At 62.9% G+C, this 19,032-nt stretch carries 24 protein-coding genes; 10 read left to right on the top strand and 14 right to left on the bottom strand.

What is annotated here, in order from left to right; translation table 11 throughout:
- Positions 1–9 precede the first annotated feature (9 nt).
- On the top strand, positions 10–867 hold the full coding sequence (locus FQV39_RS27925) for an SDR family oxidoreductase (protein ID WP_472840611.1): 858 nt from the start codon (positions 10–12) through the stop codon (positions 865–867).
- Between the two features lie 93 nt (positions 868–960).
- Positions 961–1,134: a hypothetical protein gene (locus tag FQV39_RS33345; RefSeq protein ID WP_187640088.1), complete on the top strand. Its 174-nt coding sequence runs from the start codon at positions 961–963 to the stop codon at positions 1,132–1,134.
- On the opposite strand, the gene FQV39_RS27920 is transcribed toward FQV39_RS33345, so the two are convergent.
- From FQV39_RS27920 to FQV39_RS27865, 12 genes are all read right to left on the bottom strand, one after another.
- The gene (locus FQV39_RS27920; protein WP_149133268.1) at positions 1,113–1,301 is read right to left on the bottom strand and encodes a hypothetical protein; all 189 of its coding nucleotides are present in this window, start codon (positions 1,299–1,301) and stop codon (positions 1,113–1,115) included. The genes FQV39_RS33345 and FQV39_RS27920 overlap by 22 nt on opposite strands.
- A gap of 111 nt (positions 1,302–1,412) precedes the next feature.
- Positions 1,413–1,907, bottom strand: a complete 495-nt coding sequence (locus FQV39_RS27915) for a YciE/YciF ferroxidase family protein (protein WP_149133267.1) — start codon at positions 1,905–1,907, stop codon at positions 1,413–1,415.
- An 86-nt stretch (positions 1,908–1,993) separates the two neighbouring features.
- Positions 1,994–2,530, bottom strand: coding sequence for a hypothetical protein (locus FQV39_RS27910; protein WP_149133266.1), 537 nt, complete (start codon positions 2,528–2,530; stop codon positions 1,994–1,996).
- Between the two features lie 16 nt (positions 2,531–2,546).
- Positions 2,547–2,846, bottom strand: coding sequence for a PepSY domain-containing protein (locus FQV39_RS27905; protein WP_149133265.1), 300 nt, complete (start codon positions 2,844–2,846; stop codon positions 2,547–2,549).
- Positions 2,847–3,007: 161 nt separating this feature from the next.
- Complete coding sequence (locus FQV39_RS27900; protein WP_149133264.1) at positions 3,008–3,268, bottom strand: hypothetical protein; 261 nt, start codon at positions 3,266–3,268, stop codon at positions 3,008–3,010.
- 173 nt (positions 3,269–3,441) lie between these two features.
- Positions 3,442–4,239: an exodeoxyribonuclease III gene (gene xth, locus FQV39_RS27895; RefSeq protein ID WP_149133263.1), complete on the bottom strand. Its 798-nt coding sequence runs from the start codon at positions 4,237–4,239 to the stop codon at positions 3,442–3,444.
- A gap of 10 nt (positions 4,240–4,249) precedes the next feature.
- Positions 4,250–4,858 carry a cysteine hydrolase family protein gene (locus FQV39_RS27890; RefSeq protein WP_248313162.1) on the bottom strand — a complete coding sequence of 203 codons (609 nt, stop codon included), beginning with the start codon at positions 4,856–4,858 and terminating at the stop codon, positions 4,250–4,252.
- Positions 4,859–4,898: 40 nt separating this feature from the next.
- The gene (locus FQV39_RS27885; protein ID WP_149133262.1) at positions 4,899–7,148 is read right to left on the bottom strand and encodes an amylo-alpha-1,6-glucosidase; all 2,250 of its coding nucleotides are present in this window, start codon (positions 7,146–7,148) and stop codon (positions 4,899–4,901) included.
- Positions 7,149–7,210: 62 nt separating this feature from the next.
- Positions 7,211–8,263 carry a glycosyltransferase family 4 protein gene (locus FQV39_RS27880; RefSeq protein ID WP_149133261.1) on the bottom strand — a complete coding sequence of 351 codons (1,053 nt, stop codon included), beginning with the start codon at positions 8,261–8,263 and terminating at the stop codon, positions 7,211–7,213.
- Positions 8,264–8,338: 75 nt separating this feature from the next.
- A complete protein-coding gene (locus FQV39_RS27875; RefSeq protein WP_149133260.1) occupies positions 8,339–9,553 on the bottom strand; it encodes an MFS transporter in 1,215 nt (404 codons plus the stop codon).
- 67 nt (positions 9,554–9,620) lie between these two features.
- The gene (locus tag FQV39_RS27870; protein ID WP_149133259.1) at positions 9,621–10,049 is read right to left on the bottom strand and encodes a low affinity iron permease family protein; all 429 of its coding nucleotides are present in this window, start codon (positions 10,047–10,049) and stop codon (positions 9,621–9,623) included.
- Positions 10,050–10,100: 51 nt separating this feature from the next.
- On the bottom strand, positions 10,101–10,595 hold the full coding sequence (locus tag FQV39_RS27865) for a YciE/YciF ferroxidase family protein (protein ID WP_149133258.1): 495 nt from the start codon (positions 10,593–10,595) through the stop codon (positions 10,101–10,103).
- Positions 10,596–10,738: 143 nt separating this feature from the next.
- Here FQV39_RS27865 and FQV39_RS27860 point away from each other — a divergent pair, with 143 nt between their 5' ends.
- The 5 genes from FQV39_RS27860 (at position 10,739) to FQV39_RS27840 (ending at position 16,127) form a co-directional block, all read left to right on the top strand.
- A complete protein-coding gene (locus FQV39_RS27860) occupies positions 10,739–11,209 on the top strand; it encodes an inositol monophosphatase family protein (RefSeq protein ID WP_187640087.1) in 471 nt (156 codons plus the stop codon).
- A gap of 40 nt (positions 11,210–11,249) precedes the next feature.
- On the top strand, positions 11,250–12,110 hold the full coding sequence (locus FQV39_RS27855) for an inositol monophosphatase family protein (protein WP_187640086.1): 861 nt from the start codon (positions 11,250–11,252) through the stop codon (positions 12,108–12,110).
- 64 nt (positions 12,111–12,174) lie between these two features.
- Positions 12,175–12,936, top strand: coding sequence for a class I SAM-dependent methyltransferase (locus FQV39_RS27850; protein WP_187640085.1), 762 nt, complete (start codon positions 12,175–12,177; stop codon positions 12,934–12,936).
- 307 nt (positions 12,937–13,243) lie between these two features.
- Positions 13,244–14,887: an MFS transporter gene (locus FQV39_RS27845; RefSeq protein ID WP_149133254.1), complete on the top strand. Its 1,644-nt coding sequence runs from the start codon at positions 13,244–13,246 to the stop codon at positions 14,885–14,887.
- Positions 14,888–15,428: 541 nt separating this feature from the next.
- The gene (locus tag FQV39_RS27840; protein ID WP_149133253.1) at positions 15,429–16,127 is read left to right on the top strand and encodes a hypothetical protein; all 699 of its coding nucleotides are present in this window, start codon (positions 15,429–15,431) and stop codon (positions 16,125–16,127) included.
- A gap of 520 nt (positions 16,128–16,647) precedes the next feature.
- On the opposite strand, the gene FQV39_RS34465 is transcribed toward FQV39_RS27840, so the two are convergent.
- A complete protein-coding gene (locus FQV39_RS34465) occupies positions 16,648–16,857 on the bottom strand; it encodes a hypothetical protein (RefSeq protein ID WP_472840664.1) in 210 nt (69 codons plus the stop codon).
- Between FQV39_RS34465 and FQV39_RS33880 the strand changes: the two genes are divergently transcribed.
- Positions 16,771–17,010, top strand: coding sequence for a hypothetical protein (locus tag FQV39_RS33880; protein ID WP_248313511.1), 240 nt, complete (start codon positions 16,771–16,773; stop codon positions 17,008–17,010). The two genes, FQV39_RS34465 and FQV39_RS33880, sit on opposite strands and share 87 nt — an antisense overlap.
- A 243-nt stretch (positions 17,011–17,253) precedes the next feature.
- Here FQV39_RS33880 and FQV39_RS33340 read toward each other — a convergent pair whose 3' ends face one another.
- Positions 17,254–17,547: a hypothetical protein gene (locus tag FQV39_RS33340; RefSeq protein WP_187640084.1), complete on the bottom strand. Its 294-nt coding sequence runs from the start codon at positions 17,545–17,547 to the stop codon at positions 17,254–17,256.
- A gap of 142 nt (positions 17,548–17,689) precedes the next feature.
- Here FQV39_RS33340 and FQV39_RS27825 point away from each other — a divergent pair, with 142 nt between their 5' ends.
- Both FQV39_RS27825 and FQV39_RS27820 read left to right on the top strand, forming a co-directional pair.
- Entirely contained in the window at positions 17,690–17,941 is a 252-nt protein-coding gene (locus FQV39_RS27825; RefSeq protein WP_149133250.1) for a DUF768 domain-containing protein, read from the top strand.
- A complete protein-coding gene (locus tag FQV39_RS27820; RefSeq protein WP_187640083.1) occupies positions 17,931–19,028 on the top strand; it encodes a YihY/virulence factor BrkB family protein in 1,098 nt (365 codons plus the stop codon). The genes FQV39_RS27825 and FQV39_RS27820 overlap by 11 nt, the downstream gene beginning before the upstream one ends.
- Positions 19,029–19,032 lie beyond the last annotated feature (4 nt).

Below are 19,032 nucleotides of genomic sequence, written 5' to 3'. Positions count from 1 at the left end.
GAGGCAGGGATGACGGCACGTTACGAACCGCCTTTCCCGGCGCAACAGCAGCCCATGCCAGGACGGACCGATGCCATGTCGCCCCGACCGGATCACGGCGAAGACAGCTATGTCGGCGCCAACCGCCTCAAGGGCAAGCGCGCGATCATCACCGGGGGGGACAGTGGCATTGGAAGGGCTGTCGCCATCGCCTTCGCACGGGAGGGTGCTGACGTCCTGATCTCGTATCTGAACGAGGACGAGGACGCTGATGAGACCCGCCGCTGGATCGAGAAGGCTGGACAGAAGGCCGTCCTGGTGCCCGGCGACATTCAGGAATCGGCCCATTGCCGCACGATCGTCGACCGCGCTGTGAGCGAGCTCGGCGGCGTCGACATCCTCGTCAACAACGCCGCCCATCAGGCGAGTTTCAAGGATATCGGCGAGATTTCGGACGAGGAGTGGCGGCTCACCTTCGCGGTGAACGTCCATGCGATGTTCTACCTGACCAAGGCGGCCGTCCCGCACATGAAGCCCGGGTCCTGCATCATCAATACCGCCTCGGTGAACGCCGACAAGCCCAATCCGACCCTGCTCGCCTATGCCACCACGAAGGGCGCGATTCAGAACTTCACCGGTGGGTTGGCGCAGCTGCTGGCTGAGAAAGGTATCCGGGCCAACGCCGTCGCGCCGGGACCGATCTGGACGCCGCTGATCCCCTCGACCCTGCCGAGGGACAGCGTCTCGAATTTCGGCAAGCAGGTTCCGATGAAACGGCCGGGACAGCCGGCCGAACTGGCGACGGCCTATGTAATGCTGGCCGATCCCCTCTCGAGCTACGTGTCGGGGGCCACCGTCGCCGTGACCGGCGGTCATCCGATCCTCTGATGGCGAACGCGGCTCAATTGTCGTTGAGATTCCCGAGGTTGCCCGGCAGCCCCGAGAGCCCGGCCTGAGCAAGTTATCCGCCGGCTCCGGGCCGTGGCTGTTCTCGCCCTTGTGCGCCTCGTTCCAGTGCCGGATCTCGTCCGTGAGCTGCTGAAACTCGGCTGCCTGCGGAGAACCTTCGGGCGCGTCGCTCAGCGCGGCGGCGCACTCTACGGCAGCCTCGTATTCCTCGTGGTTTTTGAGCGTCATCGCTGGGAATCCGTTTGAGGTTTGCGGCTGGCGGCATTCTCGTCGAGCAGTTCGGAGGCGGCTCGCAGCAGTGCTTCAGGAGGGGCCATGTCTTCCTGGAGATGCCATTCCACGAAGTCACGGCTCTTTCCGGCCCGTTCCGCCAGGAGCGCAACCCAATCACGCTCCGGAAACGCGGCCTTCATGTGCAGGGCGAGATCCTGGCCGGAGGTAACCGGCTCTGACGGAACCATGGAAGCCTCCCGATCGTCGGGGACAAAGAAGGCCCCGCCGCACATCCGGCGGGGCCTCGGCTCTTAGGCGGCCTTGCGATTGATGTCGTCGAGCGCGAGCTTGGTAAGCTTCTCGTGGGTCGAGGCTTCCTCGTCGAGATTCTGCTTCAGCAGCGAGCCGCATTCGTTTCGACCGAGCTGTCTCGCCCAGGCAACAAGCGTGCCGTAGCGCGTGATCTCGTAGTGCTCCACAGCCTGGGCCGCGGCAATCAGCGCGGCATCGAACACCTGCTTGTCCTCGACCTCACCGGCTATGTCATTGGCCTCTTCTAGGATGCCGTCGATCGCGGGACAGGTAACGCCTTCTCCTCGACCCCGTGCAGGCGGAAGACCTGCTTCAGGCGCGTGATCCGTCTCGCGCAGATGCGTTTCGAACCCACGCTTGAGGTCTGGGTTCGTCGCCTTTTCGACCATGTCCGGCAGCGCCTTCTTGATCTGGTTCTCGGCGTAGTAGACGTCTCGCAATGTATGAACGAAGAGGTCGTCCATCGTGGCGATATCCTTGGAAAACCAACCCATGCCGCTCTCCATCTGTAGGAGAATCCCCAGCGCTTGGCCGTTCATGCGAACTGGCCAGCCCTCCTGCGAGGGCTGGCCAGCCTCGGTTAGATCACCGTGGAACGGTGGGGAGCCGCCGTCTCATCGAACCGGTTCCAGCCTGCCGCACGGTATTCGGCGAGGCGGGCATCCCTGTCGATTGGCGTTGCCCCGTCGAGGATGGCCTCGACCGCCGGAACCTGCTCATCGGCAACGCGAACCGAAACCACGGTGCCGCCGCGCCGAACCGTTTCGGCATAGTAGTTGGCATCCTCTTCGCTGTGACCGGCGCTGGTGAGCGCCCCGACGATGCCCCCGGCAACTCCGCCTGCCGCGGCTCCGGCCGCCGTGGCCGCCAGCCAACCCGCCGCGACCACGGGACCAATCCCAGGAATGGCGATCAGTCCGATGCCTGCCAGCAGTCCGGCTGCGCCGCCGAGAGCTGCGCCGATCCCTGCGCCCTCCCGCGCGTTGCTGTCATCCGCCTTGGCGTGTCGACCGACGACACTGATGTCAGCGGAGCTAACGCCGCCTGCCTCGAGGGCCTCGACCACCGAACGAGCGGTTTCGTAGCTATCGTAGGAACGAGTGAGTGTCTGGGTCATCTTGCTTCCTCCCGAGTTACTTGCGGGTGATGTTGCCGCGGTAGTCGACGGTCACGTTCAGCTTCGTTCCGCCGTGAGTGGCGCTACCCTTCCAGACGCCGTCTGCGTCCTTGGTCAGCGGGCCGACCTGCGAATAGCCGTTGGCCTCGAGGCGGCTCTTGGCCTGCCCTTCGGTGAAGCTATTCGCGCCGGGCAGCGGGGCATTCTTGTCCGCGTCGCCCTTGGGCGATGGTACTGGCGAAGTGGTGGCGGTCTGAGCGAGCGCACCAAAGGTAGTCGCCGTCGCGATTAGCGACGCGATTAAGAGCTTCTTCATGTTCGGACACCTCGAAATTCGCGAACTAGCCGCGGATGAATTTCGAACGATCAGAACGCCGATTCTGTTCCGCCGAGTTTCAGCTTCTCAGAGATTTATCGGCTTGCAGGCTCTTCTTCAGAGCGTCGAACAGATTGACCATATTGGCGGGCCTGCCGTCTTCACGGCTGGCCGAAACCCTCGTACCCTTCCGGCGCTTCTTCGAAGCGATCAGCTTCAGCAGGTGTTTCTGCACCGGATCCCGTCACCGATGAACCCGTCGACAGGGAGCACCAGATCAAAGGCTTCGAGATCGACAAGGATCGCGATGTCGAAGTCGAGCCGGACTGGCGGGAGCTGGCATCGTGATCCCCTGCGATCAGCGCTTGACTCCAAGGCGAGTTCGTTCTTTTTTTGTTCCAGCGTTCGAGGACATGAACCATGATATCAGCAGTCGAGCCGCTGGGCTCGCCTGGACCTGATCCCTTTCCGGTGGGCGACGATGAGATCGACGCGGTCTTGGCTGAGACCGGCGGCAGTTTCCGACGGCGATGCGGCGTGCTCCAAAGGCTTCCGCGTGCTCTGAATTCTCAACGGCCTGACCAAAGTTCGCACGTCACCGCGCTAGTTCGATCCAGACCGGGGCGTGATCACTTGCCTTGGTCCAACTGCGCACATGTCGGTCGACGGCAGCGGCGATGAGGCGGCTCGCAAGGACTGGAGAGATCAGCAGGTGGTCGATCCGGAGCCCGGCGTCTCGGCTCCAGGTGTTTCGGAAATAATCCCAGAACGTATAGATGCGCTCGTCCGGATGCAGCCTGCGTAGCGCGTCGATCCAGCCCCCTTCGATCAGGGTTCGGAAGGCCTGCTTCACTTCCGGACGGAACAGGGCGTCATCGCGCCACCGCTCCGGCTTGTAGACGTCAAGATCGGTTGGGATCACGTTGAAGTCGCCCGCGAGCACGATGGGAATCTTGAACCCAAGCAGTTCGCTCGCATAGGCTTGCAGTCGACGGCACCAGCGCAGTTTGTAGTCGAACTTCGGGCCGGGGACGGGATTGCCGTTCGGAAGATAGAGACACCCGATCAGCACCCCGTCGACGGCGGCCTCGATGTAGCGGCTGTGCGTGTCGTCGGGATCCCCGGGAAGTCCCTGACGGGTCAGGATGGGGTCGCGACCCCGTGCCAGGATGGCGACGCCGTTCCAGCTCTTTTGGCCGTGCCAGATGGCGCCATAACCAGCCTTCTCGACCTCGCGTGCAGGGAAGCGCTCGTCCCCGCATTTCAGTTCCTGGAGGCACACCACATCCGGTTTGGCTTCTCCGAGCCAGCGCAAGAGCACCGGAAGCCGCCCATTCACGCCGTTGACGTTGAAGGTGGCGATCTTCGCGTGATGGTCAGCGGCTCCGGTCACGGCTCCTCCGCTATCGCCAGCCGTCGAGGATTTCCTCGGTCCGCGCTACCTCGACCTGTTCGCTGAATCGCGAGAGATACAGCTCCATCAGCGCGTCGTGGGTCTCGTCCGACGAACTGCACAGAGCGTCGGTCACGAGAATGACGCGCAGGCCGCGATCGACGGCCCCGAGAAAAGTTGCGAGAACGCAGACATCGGTCTCTCCGCCGGAGATGATCACGGTGTCGACGCCGGATCCCGCCAACAATCGATCGAGCCGCCCTTCCGTCCAGGGTGAATAAACCGATTTGTCGAGAATGCGCGCCGGCGGGGCGAAACGTTCGAGGGCCGGCACAAGGCGAACGGCATCGTCGCCGATACGCTCCAGGGTAACGGAAGCCCATCGTCGATAGTAACGAGCCCAGGTCCCGCGTCCCTCTCCCGCCCGAACCGCCGGGATGAAGCGGGTGAAGACGGTGCGGTCCGGATGCCGAGCGCATAAGGCTTCGATCGCGGGCAGAACCTTTTCGAGCCAGGGTACCGCCCAGGGATAGCCACGTCCGAACAGCCGTTGCATGTCGACGCACAGATGAAGGCAGCTCTTGTCCAGCGGTCCATGAACCAGTCCCTGCGCGGCCATGCGCTGTTCCTTGCCCTCGGAGCCGGCTCACCCGCGGGTCCTATTTGGTTTTGATCATGGTGAGCTGCGCGTTGCTATCGTGCCAACGCTTCAGGACGTTGATCGTGACGTCGCTTTGATGGCGATGGACGCGCAGATCGAATTGCGAGGCACCCAGCGTTAAACCGCGAATGATCAGGTCATCGAGAAATGACGGCAGAACGGGATCGACCAGCTTGATCTCGTTTGCCGCGGCCGGAAGTTGCAGTCCGAGGCATGCCGCCAGCATCGCGAACGGAGCCGCCGCGGCCCAGGCCTGAGGGGAACAGGCCACCGGATAGGCAGTCGGCCCCCGTCGTGGCTTCCTCAGAAAGCCACAGAACAGCTCCGGCAAGCGCTGCTGATCCTCGTGGGTCGCCACGTTGAAGATGGCCTCGAACAATCGCGCCGCCTCGAGCTGGAAGCCATAACGGCCGAAGCCCAGAGCAATCAGTGCATTGTCATGCGGCCACACCGAGCCATTGTGATAGGACATCGGATTGTAGCGTACCTCACCTACATTCAGCGTGCGGATGCCCCAGCCGCTGAAGCTGCCTTCGCTCATCAGGGTTTGAGCGACCCGGGCGGCGCGTTCGGGACAGGCAATGCCCCCGAACAGCGCATGTCCGGCATTCGAGGAGCGAACCAGACAGGGACGCTTATCACCGTCGAGAGCCAGTGCGTAGGAGCCGATTTCCTCACACCAGAAGGTTCGGTCGAAACGCTCCCGCAAGATTGAAGCTTGCCGCGTAAGGTTGTCGGCGCGTGCGCCCAGCCCCAGAGCTCGCGCCATCGTCGCCCCGGCCTGCTTGGCGGCATAGACATAGGCCTGTACCTCGACGAGAGCGATCGGGCCTCGGGCGAGAGCTCCATCGGCATGGGAAATCGAATCGTGACTGTCCTTCCAGCCCTGGTTGGCGAGCCCGTTTTCCGTTTCGCGGTAATATTCGATGAACCCGTCGCCGTCGCGGTCGCCGAACGTCTCGCACCAGAGGAGAGCGGCCTCGATGTTTCCCCAGAGCCGCTCGATCATGGGGAGATCGCCGGTGCGATCGAAATACTGACCCGCCAGCATGACGAAGAGCGGCGTGGCGTCCACCGAGCCATAGTAGAACCCGAACGGAACCTCCCCGAGATTGGCCATCTCGCCACTTCGGCATTCGTGCAGGATTTTCCCGGGTTGGGCGTCGGCGACGGGATCGCAGGCGACCGCCTGTGTCCTCGCCAATTGCAGCAGGACACCACGGGCGACCGCCGGATCGGCCCACAACAGCATCATCGCCGTGATGATCCCGTCGCGCCCGAACATCGTCGAGAACCACGGAATGCCGGCGTAGGGGTAAAGCCCGTCCGGCCCGCGCGTCATCAGCGTGTACAGGTCCGAGGTCGATCGGCTCATCAGATCCGTAAAAAGGGTATTCGACGAACCCACCTTGGATATGCTGGCCGTCAGCGCGCGAAGGCCCCGGCGGGCATCCTGGTAAGCTCTGGAAAAATCCTTCGGCGGTACGCCGGGCGCGCTCATGAGGAGATGATCGTCGCACTCCGACACATCGATCAGATCGCAGGCGACGGTGACGAGCAGCGAGGTTCGTTCGCCGGGCTCGAGGCGAAATCCGAACGAGGCGAACCCGTTCCTCAATTGGCACGGCTTGGGTTTGAAGCGCAGGACCGTTCTTCTGACCCTATCGTCGAGACCACGATAGGCGAAGCGCGCCGCCCCCGAGGAAACATGGGTTTCCGTCTCGCCGCGACGGGCGCGCTTCATCCCTCGAACCTCGAAGAGATCGCGAAAATCCGCTCCGAACGACAATGACAAGGTGAATTCGTGCGAAACCCGATCGAAGTTGCGCAACCCGACCCGCTCGTAACAGACCGAGTTCCAGAGGAATTTCGTCCGCTCGATCGCGATCGCGTCCCGCGGAATCAAGGTTGAACCGTCCTCACGCGTGATCTCGGGATTGGCGAGATCCACCGTCAAGGCGGTATTGTCGCTCTGGATCACGGAACCGAGAATCAGGGGGCGCGTGTCCTCGAAGAACAGTTGCAGCCGCGAAAGATGCCTGGTGTCGTTGCTGAACAGCCCCTCGGAGGTGTCGGGGGTGATGCCGATGTCACCATAGTTGTCGAGAACCGCGAAGACGTCGCCGGATTTCAAGGTGCGAAGCGGGCGCTCGACGAGCGAGGGATGCGCATCAAGCGCATGATCGGTCGAACGCTCCTGCGGTGCCGCAATCCCGGGCGGCTTTGGGGGAAGGTCCTGTTCATGCATCCGAAGCTCTCCTCGCCGGAGGTCATGCGGCTTGTCCGGCCGATAGGCTCATGGTTCTGCGTCTATTCTGCGGCCCGGCGAGAATCCTGCGGCAAGCCCAGCAAGCGGTCGAATGCCGTCAGATAGTCACGGGCCATCCGGGCAGCGGTAAAATTGCGTTCGAAATGGGCTCGCACGCGAAACCGGTCCATGGCGGCACTGCGTTGGGAGGCGGCAACGGCCTCAGCGATCGAGTCGACGATGATCCCGGATACGCCGTCCTCGACGATTTCGGGCACTGAACCGTTGCGCCAGGCGATGACCGGAGTTCCCGCCGACATCGCTTCGATCATGACGAGCCCAAACGGCTCGGGCCAGTCGATCGGAAATAGCAGGGCCCGGGCGCCGGCGAGGAACGGCGCCTTTTGCGCCTCGTCGATCTCCCCGATAAACTCGATCAGCGGATCGTTCAGCAACGGCTCTATTCGGCTCCGAAAATACTCCTCATCGACCGGATCGACCTTTGCCGCGATCCGAAGCGGCAGTCCGGCGCGCTTGGCGATCTCGATCGCGCGGTCCGGCCGTTTCTCGGGCGTGATCCGTCCGAGGAACGCGAGATACTCCCCTCCCCGCGCGTTGAACGGACACAGGCCCGGCCCCAGGCCATGGTAGACCGTTGCCAGCCAGTTCACCCCCGCAGGCATCGGTATCCGCTGGCCCTCGGAAATCGATATCAGCGGCATCCGCGGAAAGGTCTGATAGACCGGCAGGAAGTCGGGGAGATCCAGGCGACCGTGCAGCGTCGTCACGCATTTCTGGGCAAGGTCCGTGAACATGGCGTGCTGAAGCAGGTCGAGGTGGAAATGGATGATGTCGAATGACGCCTGCCGCTCACGGACCTTGGCGAGCATGGCGAGGTGGCTGGCCGTATGATCGCGAATGCCAGCCAGCCGCAGGCCCTGGGGCGCGCAGGCAACCAGCTTGGCCGAGGTTTGGGAATCGCCCGAAGCGAACAGGGTGACCTGATGTCCTTGCCTAACGAGCTCCTCGGTGAGCCATGAGGCGACGCGTTCCGTCCCCCCGTACATCCGCGGAGGAACCGACTCAGCCAGCGGCGCCACTTGCGCGATTCGCATCCTCCGTCTCCAAGCGGACAACGCCCCACGAATGCGGGCGAGTTAACAACGCCGACCAGCCCCGAAAGTTCGGGGTCAGGTCCCGCCAAGAGGGGTTGCCACCCGGTCTCGGGGCACCGTCTCTGGCATGGCCGTGAGCATCAAAAGGAGGGCGGCGAGCCCGACCCCGGCCAGCACCGCAAAGGCGACAGCATATCCGCCCCACACGACGAGGCTGCCGGCGAATACGTAGCTCGATGCGCCGCCGATGCCTTGAATGGTCCCGATGATACCGCGCGCCATGTTGTAGCGACCGCTGCCCAGGACGGCGCCATAGAGGACGAGCGGCAGGAGCACGTCAAACAACCCGGCCCCGACCCCATCGAGGATCTGGAAGGCGATCATCCAGTAGGGATCGTCGACCATGGCGAACAGGATGCCGCGCAGCGGGAGGGCGGCGAATGCCAGGATGAGCAGCGGCTTGCCGCCGATCAGGTTGGCGCGCATGACGAGGAACGCCATCGGGATCGTCGCGAGCTGGGCGACGATGATCGCCGCCGACGTCACGGCGGACTCGAACCCTCGGGCCTCCAAGGCAAGCTTCTGGCTGGCGAGAGCCAGCATTGGCGCATTGGCGAAATGGAACAGCGTCGTGCCGATCGCCAGCACGGCAAAGGGCCGCTCGGCGAACAAGCGCCGCCATGGGGACGGCTGGCCCGTCCCGAGCCGGGTTTCATCGAGGCCCCGAGCGCGCTGATGATCGATGGCGTTGGCCGGGATCGAGAGTACGGCGGTGGTCGTCAGCGCGGCGAACAGCGGCAGCATGTAGAACACGCCGCGCTGTCCGAATTGGGTGCCTACCACCGCGGCTACCGCGGCAATGAACAGGTTGCCGAAACGGTCGAAGGCGGCATTGCGCCCGAGTTGCGTGGCGATGCCCGGGGAGCCGGAAAGCCCCAACGTGATCGCCGCGACTGTCGGTGCGAACACGGCACCGAGCAACGCCATGCCGACATCGGCGAGGAAAACGATCGTGAGCGTCGGATAGATCGCAATTGCTCCGCCCAAGGCCGCCAAGGCCCAGGCTCCCCCCACAATCAGGCCGCGCTTGGCCCGGGTCGCATCGATCAGGCCACCGATCGGGGCGTGAAAGGCAATGCCGATCAGACCGCTCGCGGTCAGCAGGGTCCCGATCGTCGCCTGGTCCCAACCGACCTCGGTGAGCAGGAAGACGTTGACGTAAGGCCCCAGGCCGCCGCGGAGATCAGCCAGCAGGAAGTTCAGCCAGTCGAGGCTCGACCGATACGGCACAACATTCTCTCGCCGTCGTTCTTGCTGGACGCCTCATTGTCACCCGCCGCCCGGAATGGGCGGCTGCCTAGCGCCGTGTTTTCATGCGGGCCGACTTTTCCCGAGCGGTTGAAGCGCGGCCGCAAAAGTCCTTGCGGATCTCGGACAGGTCCGCCTCGTCCAGTTCCTCGAGATCCAGAAGCTCTTCCCGGGCGCCCTCGAGCCGGATGATGAGCTCGTCGAGCTTGATCTGCATCGCAGCCGTGTCGCGGTTCTGGCTGTTCTGGATGATGAAGACCATCAGAAAGGTGATGATCGTCGTCGAGGTGTTGATGACGAGTTGCCACGTATCGTTGAAGTTGAAGATCGGCCCCGACACGGCCCAGACGACGATCAAGCTGACCGCGACGAAGAACGTCAGGGGTTTCCCGGTCCAGGTCGCGACGGCTTGAGCGACGCGCGTGAACAGCGAGGCCTTGTTGCCCTTGTGAATCAGATGCTCGATCGAGCTGCCCATTGAGGTCTTCCCCGAAAGGCGCCCCGGCCGAGCGACCGGGGCGCCGTCACGTCAAGCTGCCCTCTTGTTGCTGCCGGAAATGCCGAGCTTGGAGAGCAGTTGATCGGTCTTGGTCTCCTCGCCCAGCGTCTGCTCGAACAGCATGACTGCATCCTTGTGCCCGAGCTGTTGCGCCCAGGCCTTCAAGGTTCCGTAGCGGGACATCTCATAGTGCTCGACGGCTTGGGCCGCGGCGATCAGGCCGGCATCCAGCGCGGGGCTTCCCTCGAACTCCTCCATGATGCCCTTGCCTTCCTCGATGATGCCGAGGATGGCATCGCAGGTCTTGCCGCGCGGTGCCTTGCCGATGAGTTCGAAAACCTCTCCGAGGCGCTCGACATGGGTTTCGGTTTCGTCGCAGTGCTTCGCGAAGGCGTTCTTGAGGTCAGGGGACGTTGCGGCCTTCGCCATTTTCGGCAGCGCCTTAAGGATTTGTTTCTCGGCGTAGTAAATATCCTTGAGGGTATCGAGAAAGAGGTCGTCGAGTTTCTTGGGTTCGGTCGCCATGGGATCCTCCAGCGTTGCAGTGATCCACCTCGAACAGCGCCGCACACCTATTGTTCCGATCGCGACCCGTCTCGTCGAATGCGGAGGGCCGGGCAGCCAAGCGCTACCGCTGTGCTACGATGAGACCATGCGGTGGCCAGCCATTGACGACGTCTCGACCGAGCCCGACGGACCGACCTGCGCGGGCCGCGCCGATTGTCCATGATCTCCGAAACGTCTCCCATTGCGAACCGGCAGCTTCCGGCCGCAAGCTCCTCGCGCAATCCGTCCTGTCGACCAGCAATATCGAGCTCTACGATCCCGAGAGCCTTCCGGTCTTCCAGGCGCTGCGCTCGTCCGTCCATTGGTGTGTCTATGGCGGCAGCTGCTATTCCTATGGGCGGCTCGCCTCAGGCGGGATCGACATCGCGATCGACCGCTTCACCACCCCGCACGACGTCCTCGCCCATGTCCCGGTCATCACCAATGCCGGCGGCGTCATCACCGACTGGGACGGCGCCCCGCTGACGCTGCATTCAAGCGGGCACTGCCTGGCAGCGGCCAATGCAGAATTGCACCAGGCGGCGCTGCGCCGGATCGCGGTTCCGCGAGCCGGGATCGTGCCGGCGGCGTGAACCCACCGGTGAGCCCATCGATTCCTGCCAGGTTACCATCATGCACGATAAGCCCCGAACCCGCAGCGAGATCGTCGATGCCATGAAGGAGGCCGCGCGCATCGGCGGCGAGTCGCCGGCCGAAAACTTCGCGCGCCTCTCCGCGCTGCCTATCCTGGAAAAGGGCCCGTCCGACTTCGTCTCTGCCGCCGACATTGAATCCGAGCGATTGATCGTCGCCCATCTCAACGAAAAGCCGCCCGAGGTCGCGGTGCTCGGCGAGGAAGGCGCGGCTTCCCCCGATGCCGGCAATGGGCTCAGGATCATCATCGATCCGCTCGATGGCACCAACAACTTCCTGCACGGCATCCCGCAATTCTCGGCCTCGCTCGCCCTGATGGAGGGCGATGAGGTGACCGCCGGCGTGACCTACAATCCCCTGAGCGGCGAGATGTTCTGGGCCGCGGCCGGACAAGGCGCCTATCTCGGCGACAGGCGGCTAAGCGGCTCTGGCCGCAAGTCCCTCGCCCATGCGGTCGTCGGAACCTGCTTCCCCTATAACGGCAAGGGCGACACCGAAAGGGCCGCCCGTGAGATGGCCGCGATCATGCCGCGGGTCTCTGGCATCCGAAGTCCCGGCTCGGCAGCACTGGAAATCGCCTATGTCGCCGAAGGCCGCTTCGACGGCTTCTGGACCTCCGGCGCCAGGCTCGATCTCTGGGATCTGGCGGCCGGCGTGATCATCGCGCGGGAAGCGGGATGCCTGGCGACCGAGATCGACGGCGACGGCGATCCGCTCCAATGCCGGAGCCTCGTTGTCGCGCCGCGCCAGTTCCACGGCCACTTCATCGAAATTTTTCGCTCGACCCGTGCAACAGGGACGCGGAATGGAGCAGCCCCCGTGGCCCAATTGCGATACTGATGTCTGGTTTGAGGCAAGCTCTCAATGTCCGGAGTTGGCGCCAAACGGTATGCGGAGGATTTCGATGAGCGCCGATCCTAGCCCGGCCCATCCCGCCGTCTCTGCCTACCTCGAGGACGGATACGACCGAGTTCCCGGCATGTCCTCGCGCTTCGCCGCTGCGATATGCGCCCGGCTGTTGCGGCTTCAGACTGAACAGGGCGTGAGCGGACCGATCGCGGAGATCGGCGCCTTCGAGGGCCGCTTCCTGATCGCACTCGCTCATGCGCTGGAACCAGGCGAGGTCGCACTGGCGGTCGACCTTTTCGAGTGGCCGGATGCCGGCGTGCAAGAGCGATTTGAGGCGAACGCGGCACGCCATGGTATCGGCCCAGAGCGCCGCGTCACCGTGAAAGCCGACAGCGGCACGATGACGCCGGCGGATCTCATCGCGCACGCGCGGGGCGAGCGCCTGCGGCTCATCCATATCGATGGCGAACACTCGCGCGCTGCTCTGGCGAAGGATCTCGCGCTCGCCACCGCCTGCCTGGCCGAGGGCGGCCTGATCGTGCTCGACGACATGCTGCACCCTGGCTACCCGACACTCATGGTCGCCGTGCAGCATTTTCTCGACGCCCATCCCGACATCGTGGCGCTATGCCTCATCGATCGCGAAAGCGTCGTGGCCGCGACCAAGTTCGTGCTGTGCCAGCGCCAATGGTTCGAGCGCTACCAGGCGCCGATGCTGACGATCTTCGAAAGCTGGATTTGGCCGATGGGCGCTGATTTCGAGCCGCACAGGTGCCTGGTGTTATCGCAGGACACCCGGCTGGCAGAGATCCGGTGACGCCCGCAACGGAGCCTAAACGCCCGCTATACGGTGCGCCGCTCGATCCAGGGCGTCCTTCGCCTAGGTTGAAGAGTGTCCGCTGTCGGGCAAAGCGCCAACTTCCGCTTATAGCGCTAGGCCGGCAAGATTGTCTTACCCGAGACATCTGCCGCGGGGCGCCTTTATGCGTTCTCGACCTCCGCTTTCCGGTAATGAGCAGGAGACGGAAATGACGCTTTCCAAACAGAGGTCGTGACATAAGAATTCGGCGTCACGCTCGGAATCAACCGGCGCCCCATCAACAGACGTCGGAAATAAGCCGGTTATGGATGTGCGAAAGCCCGTGGCGGCAACTGGGCCGTTTGCGCCGCTCAGAAACGTCACTTTCCGGGCGATCTGGCTTGCCGGGCTGATCTCCGGATTGGGATGGCTGATCCAGACTATCGCCATGAGCTGGCTGATGGCGACCATCACACCGTCCAGCATGATGGTCGCACTGGTTCAGGCCGCGACGAACCTGCCCGCCTTCATCCTTTCGATTTTTGCCGGCGCTATCGTCGATAACTTCAATCGTCGCAGAGTGATGCTGATCGCGCGCTCCCTGATGGCCCTGACCGCCGCCACACTGACGGTCCTCGTGGCGGTCGGATTGATCAATCCCTGGATCATTCTGTTCTTCAGCTTCCTCGCAGGATGCTGCATCGCCTTCAATGACCCGGCCTGGCAGGCATCGGTGGGCGACATCGTTGATCGAGACGATCTTGCCGCGGCGGTGACGCTGACATCCGTCGGGTTCAACACCGTCCGCAGCGTGGGTCCGGCGCTCGGCGGCATCATTCTCGCGACCTTCGGGCCCTTGACCGCCTTTTGCCTGTACACCCTCGGCCATTTCGCGCCGCTGATCGTGGTGTGGCGGTCCAAATGGAAAGTGCCCGTATCGAGGCTGCCGCCCGAAGCGATGCTGACGGCGATCTCCGATGGCGTTCGCTTCACGTCGCTGTCGGCGGAGATCAAGACGGCGCTGACGCGCGGCTTCCTGTTCGGCCTTGCGGGCATCGCCATCCTCGCCCTTCTTCCGCTGGTGGTTCGCGATCAGCTGAAATTGGGAGCCGTCGCCTATGGCGTCCTCATGGCCGGCTTCGGCGCAGGGGCGCTGCTGGCAGGCCTGACCTCGACGGCACTCAGGCGAAAATTGTCTGACGAACAGCTGTTGAAGCTGGCTTGTGTCGCCTGCGCGACCTGCACGATCAGCCTCTCGCTGACGCAAACCGCTGCCGTCGCCGTGGCGGCGCTGATACTCGGCGGTGCCGGATGGGTCCTGGGATGGTCGGGCTTGAGCATCAGCGTGCAATGGGCAAGTCCCCGCTGGGTCGTCGGCCGGACGATCTCGCTCTATTACGCTCTCACTTCATGCGGGCTCGCCGTCGGGAGCTGGCTCTGGGGCATGGTCACCGAGAGCTATTCCCTGAGTGTCGCCTTGCAGGGGTCGACCGCCGCGTCTCTCGGCGTCGCCATTCTTGGTTTGATCCTGCCCATCCATCAACGCAAGGACGCAGATGTGTCGACACCGAATCACTTCGAGGCGCCTGCAATCAGCCTCGACTTGAAGCCGAGAAGCGGACCGATCGCGGTGAAAATCGAATACCGGATCGCAGCCGATAAGGTTGAGCCGTTCCTCGCCCTGATGCTACAGCGCCGGCGCGCCCAGGGGCGCAACGGCGCACGCCGATGGATTCTGACACGCAATCTGCACGATACGGCCATTTGGACCGAGACGTTCCGTACACCCACCTGGAACGACTACCTGCGTTTCAACTACCGCCGGACCGCCGCCGACAGGGCGCTGGATGCCAGCCTCGTCGATCTGCACTTGGGGCAGGAGGCGCCGGAAATGACACTCTCGATCGAGCGGCCCACCGCTGCCCCGCGTAAGGCTGGTGTGTTCTCGCCCGACACACGCCACAGCTGAACATCGCGCCTTTTGCTTGAAATCGGCCTGTCAGCCGTGCCACTGCCTCGGTCCAAATTCCACTTTCGGGGTCAATGCAAAGGTCCGCCTCTGGCGCTAGCCGACCAGCGTTGAGGATCACCATCGTCGGAACCACGCGAAATTTGGCCTCGCCCGATTTCATTCGCTGATAGGCCGCCGCCGCATTCTCCAAAGGCATGAACTCGATCTCCGGGCGCACATTGGGTGATGCCTCTGTGACGGCTGTCGAGCCAGGGGGACCGATCGCGAAGCCCTGCCAGTTTTGCACGGCCTGGCATTGTCAGTGTCCAAGCCCATCGGCCGCGACACCCCATCGGCCTCAACTTCAAGCTATCGTCGCTCGAGAACGCCGAGTTGGCGGCCGGCCGCGAACTTGCGACCGAGATCGGCTCCTACAAGTGGCGGGATACTGGCGGGGATCGAGGCGATAGACGGCACATGGTGGCCGGCTCGACCATCTCTTGCTTCGGCCCTATCAATGCCTCGGAGCGCGGCGGTCGCGCGCGGTAGGGGATGACGGGTGCGGATCGATTCCAGTCTTAGAGTCAGCCAAGAGGCCCGGACTCTTGCTAAAGATATTGAGGAGCAATCAGGCTACCTTGTCAGAATACGTCGACCCATTCCCAGCGAAGCGGGGTTCCTCGATGTTTGGAACCGCTCATTTGCCAAGGTCGATCCCAATGCGCGAGCCGCTCATGTCGTAGTCAGTGGCGAGCTCGACCATCGAATTGAAGCTCACGAGTTGCGTCACCTGGAGCGTTATCTGGTTGATCGGGTTTGGCAGTTCGCTCCCGCCGAAGCATTGCCGGCACGGCTACGGCTTCAGGTCGCGGCGCTCGATAACGACTTGGAGCATTTGACGATTGTGCCGTTCGAACTCGTGCTCCCGGGCGCCGGTGAGTTTTGGGAAGCGCTTTACTCTGAAGTTCTCAAAGCTATGCCGAGCTCCGACCATGCAACTTCTGATCTATCGAGGCATTTGCTCTTTTTGCGCGCCGTTCTGCCCAACTCGGCAGTCAGGCGCGATGCCGAACAAATGGCCGAGGCGATCGGTATCACGGCGAATGTTGACCGGCTGGAGGCTTGGTACAGGCAGGCACCGGACGACAAGGTAGGCCTCGGACGGCTGATGATCGAGCAAGCTGGGCTGCCAGAGGCCTGGTTCAAACTGCAGAGATTTCGACCTGCTCCCGACCTCATTGAGGTCCAAGCGCTTTAACACGCTTTCGCGGGATCCGGTTGGGTGCCGCCGATTGCGACCTTGTAGGAAGCCGTCGCGGCGCCAGCCGGGCACGTCGCCTCTCCAACGGAACCGACAACGGTCGAGCCCGGCAACGATCCAATGCAGGAACAGAACGCGCGAGAATAGCCCGGATGGCCATTGCGGCAGACGAAGCGCTCGTGATCCTGCGCGAGGAGCCGGCGCGCCGAGAACTGGCGCAGCTCGTCGCCTTCGCGGGGCAGGCGCTCGCCGAGCGCTGCGGGAAAACGCCCGGCGGCTCACAGATCATGCCGGTCGTCAGCTCGTCCGCGCGCGCCTCCACCGCATCGGCTCCGCAAGGCGCGATGGGGCCTCATTCCGGGGTGGTGGAAGAAGAAGGCAAACCTTCAATGCGCGCTCCGATCGCGTCAGCGATAGCGCGATGCTCAAGTCTTCCTTCATCAAGCGCCGGTGCATTACCCCCGCAAGCGCTGTCAGGGAGACGCCCGTTCGGGCGGCCCGCCGCCATGGCTGACTCTCACGCCATGTTGGCCCGCAAGATCTGTATGACCGTGCCGCCCTTATGCGCCCCCCTCGCGAGAAGGCGAGCAGCAGCGGTGACTATGGGGCCTCGGTATAGGAAAAACCGATCCAGCCACTCTTGGTCGGTTTCGACCTCATCCGGGCCAAGCTCGCGCAGCGTTTCGCATCCGATCTGGCAGGTGGCTCGTTCGTCGCCGTTCACCATGCAGAACCGGATGCTCAAGCCCCCGTGTTCGAAATCAGGGGCAGTATGCTCGTCGAAAATGAACGCCATGGCGGTTTCCCCCGTGAATTTGAGGGCGAGGAAAGTCTCAATGGCGCGCGCTGGTGGCAGAACGCCGACGCAGAACGCTCATGATGTTCAATGCCAGAGGAATGTCACAGTTCCATTGCGCGACAGGATTCGGGGGCGCCGCCATGGCTGACCGCTTCACCGCGCGAGACAAGCAGCGCGCCGCCGCCCGTGAGGTCGCACAGCGCAAGCGCGTCTATCCCCGCCTGATCGAGGCCGGGAAGATGAAGCAGTCCGACGCTGACCTGCAGATTGCGATCATGTCGGAGATCGAGGCCACCAATGCCGAGAACCCTGCGCCGAGCATGATCAGCGCGCCGCCAGGAAGCCGACAAATAAACCGATCGTTGCGGCCCAGCACAACGCCAGCATCGGCCGAGCGCGAACTTCGTCCATCAGCATCTGCTGGAGGTCTCCGACCCGTTCGTTGGCTGCCTCTGTCATGCGGTCAGTATCGATTCCGAACTCCTTGAGGTTCGCCGTCAGTTCCTTGTTGCGCTCGTTGGTGTTTTCAGTCGCGGTCGCGGCAAGGTTGCGGTTCACTTTCCTCAGTTGTGCCTTCGCCTCCCGTTCCTGAGGCTCCTGTTTGGTCTCGTCGGCCATTGATCACTCTCCGTCGGTGAGAAAATGCAGCATCGCTGAACCAACGCCGCGCCTTCCCTGTTTGATCCGCGATCGCCGGGCGACAGGTCGAACCATCAGCACACGGCCGAGTTGATCGTGAAGGTAGTCCCTGGAGTGATCGATGTCAGAGCGGGGCGTCGCTTTTATCGAGAGGTGGATAGCGGAGAACGTTTCCTCCGAGACCTCCATTGAGGGCGGAGCGCAAGCCGGCTTTGAGCAACTGGCGAAAGATGCCCTGCGCGCAGCCCGCTCGTCTGGCGTACCTGAAATGGAAATACTGGAGGAGTTTCCGGATTTGCCCTCCAGAATGGCCGAGGCCCTTCTGGGTTCAGCAGACAATGAACTTCGTCGGCAGCTCGATAATGAAGACTGAGCGCCCTGGGGAATATCGGATCGTGTTTGGCTGGCGCGAATGGCTGGCGCTGGTATCTGGTTCCATCGGGTTGTCCATAGCCCTTCACTTGGCATTCGGCGGACATCGCCCTGACGCTCGCGAACGAAGGTTTGCAGCGAAGTCTGCGAATCGTTCGGGGGCCGGAGCGTTAGCTTCAACGCCAACAGAGATTCCGCCACGCGGCTGGTGGGAAATTACCAGACGGGCATACGCGGAAGTCGATCGAGACCGGGTTCTTGCCGTCGCCGCGGGTGTCACATTCTACGGTCTTCTCGCGCTTTTTCCTGCACTGACGGCGTTTGTTTCGCTATATGGGCTTGTTGCTGATCCGGTTTCGATCGGCGGCCAACTCGCTATGTTCAACGCCTTTCTTCCGAGCGGAGCAACGGACTTTCTGGCGGATCAGGTTTCTCGCATCAGCGCGGGAGGTACCACCACGCTCGGCTTCGCCTTCCTGATCAGCCTTGGCGCAGCCCTATGGAGTGCCAATGCTGGCGTCAAAGCTCTCTTTGATGCGCTGAACGTTGCTTACGGCGAAGACGAAAAGCGGGGCTTCCTCAAGCTTAATGCGATTTCGCTCGCTTTCACCGCCGGCATCCTGGCCTTTCTGTTGATCGCCTTGGGCGCCGTGGCGGCGATCCCGGTCATCCTGAATTTCGTCTATCTCGGTGCCGCGAGCGCGTGGCTCATATCGATTGGCCGCTGGCCGGTGCTGTTCGCCGTGCTGATCATTGCCCTGGCCATTTTATATCGTCTGGGCCCAAGCCGGGATGATGCCCAATGGAAATGGGTCAGTCCGGGCGCACTCTTTGCTGCCATCGCCTGGCTAGCAGGTTCAATGCTGTTCTCATGGTATGTCGCGAACTTCGAAGACTACAACAAGACTTACGGCGCGGTGGGGGTGGTCATCGGGCTTCTGACTTGGATGTGGCTTTCAGCGACCATCGTTCTGATTGGTGCTGAATTGAATGCAGAGGCTGAGCGGCAGACGGAACGCGACACGACGGAGGGGTCACCGATGCCCATCGGCTTCCGCGGAGCGGACGCTGCTGATCGCAAAAGCTGAGCGT

The organism is Bosea sp. F3-2 (assembly GCF_008253865.1).
Taxonomy (GTDB): Bacteria; Pseudomonadota; Alphaproteobacteria; order Rhizobiales; family Beijerinckiaceae; genus Allobosea.
Note: the sequence above shows the minus strand (reverse complement) of the source record. Positions and strands in the feature narration are given on the sequence as shown.

Excerpts from the sequence above, each read along its gene's own strand:
- FQV39_RS27925 (WP_472840611.1), top strand. The coding sequence starts at position 10 with ATGACGGCACGTTACGAACCGCCTTTCCCGGCGCAACAGCAGCCCATG.
- FQV39_RS27920 (WP_149133268.1), bottom strand. The coding sequence starts at position 1,301 with ATGAAGGCCGCGTTTCCGGAGCGTGATTGGGTTGCGCTCCTGGCGGAA.
- FQV39_RS27915 (WP_149133267.1), bottom strand. The coding sequence starts at position 1,907 with ATGGGTTGGTTTTCCAAGGATATCGCCACGATGGACGACCTCTTCGTT.
- FQV39_RS27910 (WP_149133266.1), bottom strand. The coding sequence starts at position 2,530 with ATGACCCAGACACTCACTCGTTCCTACGATAGCTACGAAACCGCTCGT.
- FQV39_RS27905 (WP_149133265.1), bottom strand. The coding sequence starts at position 2,846 with ATGAAGAAGCTCTTAATCGCGTCGCTAATCGCGACGGCGACTACCTTT.
- FQV39_RS27900 (WP_149133264.1), bottom strand. The coding sequence starts at position 3,268 with ATGGTTCATGTCCTCGAACGCTGGAACAAAAAAAGAACGAACTCGCCT.
- FQV39_RS27890 (WP_248313162.1), bottom strand. The coding sequence starts at position 4,858 with ATGGCCGCGCAGGGACTGGTTCATGGACCGCTGGACAAGAGCTGCCTT.
- FQV39_RS27885 (WP_149133262.1), bottom strand. The coding sequence starts at position 7,148 with ATGCATGAACAGGACCTTCCCCCAAAGCCGCCCGGGATTGCGGCACCG.
- FQV39_RS27880 (WP_149133261.1), bottom strand. The coding sequence starts at position 8,263 with ATGCGAATCGCGCAAGTGGCGCCGCTGGCTGAGTCGGTTCCTCCGCGG.
- FQV39_RS27870 (WP_149133259.1), bottom strand. The coding sequence starts at position 10,049 with ATGGGCAGCTCGATCGAGCATCTGATTCACAAGGGCAACAAGGCCTCG.
- FQV39_RS27865 (WP_149133258.1), bottom strand. The coding sequence starts at position 10,595 with ATGGCGACCGAACCCAAGAAACTCGACGACCTCTTTCTCGATACCCTC.
- FQV39_RS27855 (WP_187640086.1), top strand. The coding sequence starts at position 11,250 with ATGCACGATAAGCCCCGAACCCGCAGCGAGATCGTCGATGCCATGAAG.
- FQV39_RS27850 (WP_187640085.1), top strand. The coding sequence starts at position 12,175 with ATGAGCGCCGATCCTAGCCCGGCCCATCCCGCCGTCTCTGCCTACCTC.
- FQV39_RS27845 (WP_149133254.1), top strand. The coding sequence starts at position 13,244 with ATGGATGTGCGAAAGCCCGTGGCGGCAACTGGGCCGTTTGCGCCGCTC.
- FQV39_RS34465 (WP_472840664.1), bottom strand. The coding sequence starts at position 16,857 with ATGGTGAACGGCGACGAACGAGCCACCTGCCAGATCGGATGCGAAACG.
- FQV39_RS33340 (WP_187640084.1), bottom strand. The coding sequence starts at position 17,547 with ATGGCCGACGAGACCAAACAGGAGCCTCAGGAACGGGAGGCGAAGGCA.
- FQV39_RS27825 (WP_149133250.1), top strand. The coding sequence starts at position 17,690 with ATGTCAGAGCGGGGCGTCGCTTTTATCGAGAGGTGGATAGCGGAGAAC.
- FQV39_RS27820 (WP_187640083.1), top strand. The coding sequence starts at position 17,931 with ATGAAGACTGAGCGCCCTGGGGAATATCGGATCGTGTTTGGCTGGCGC.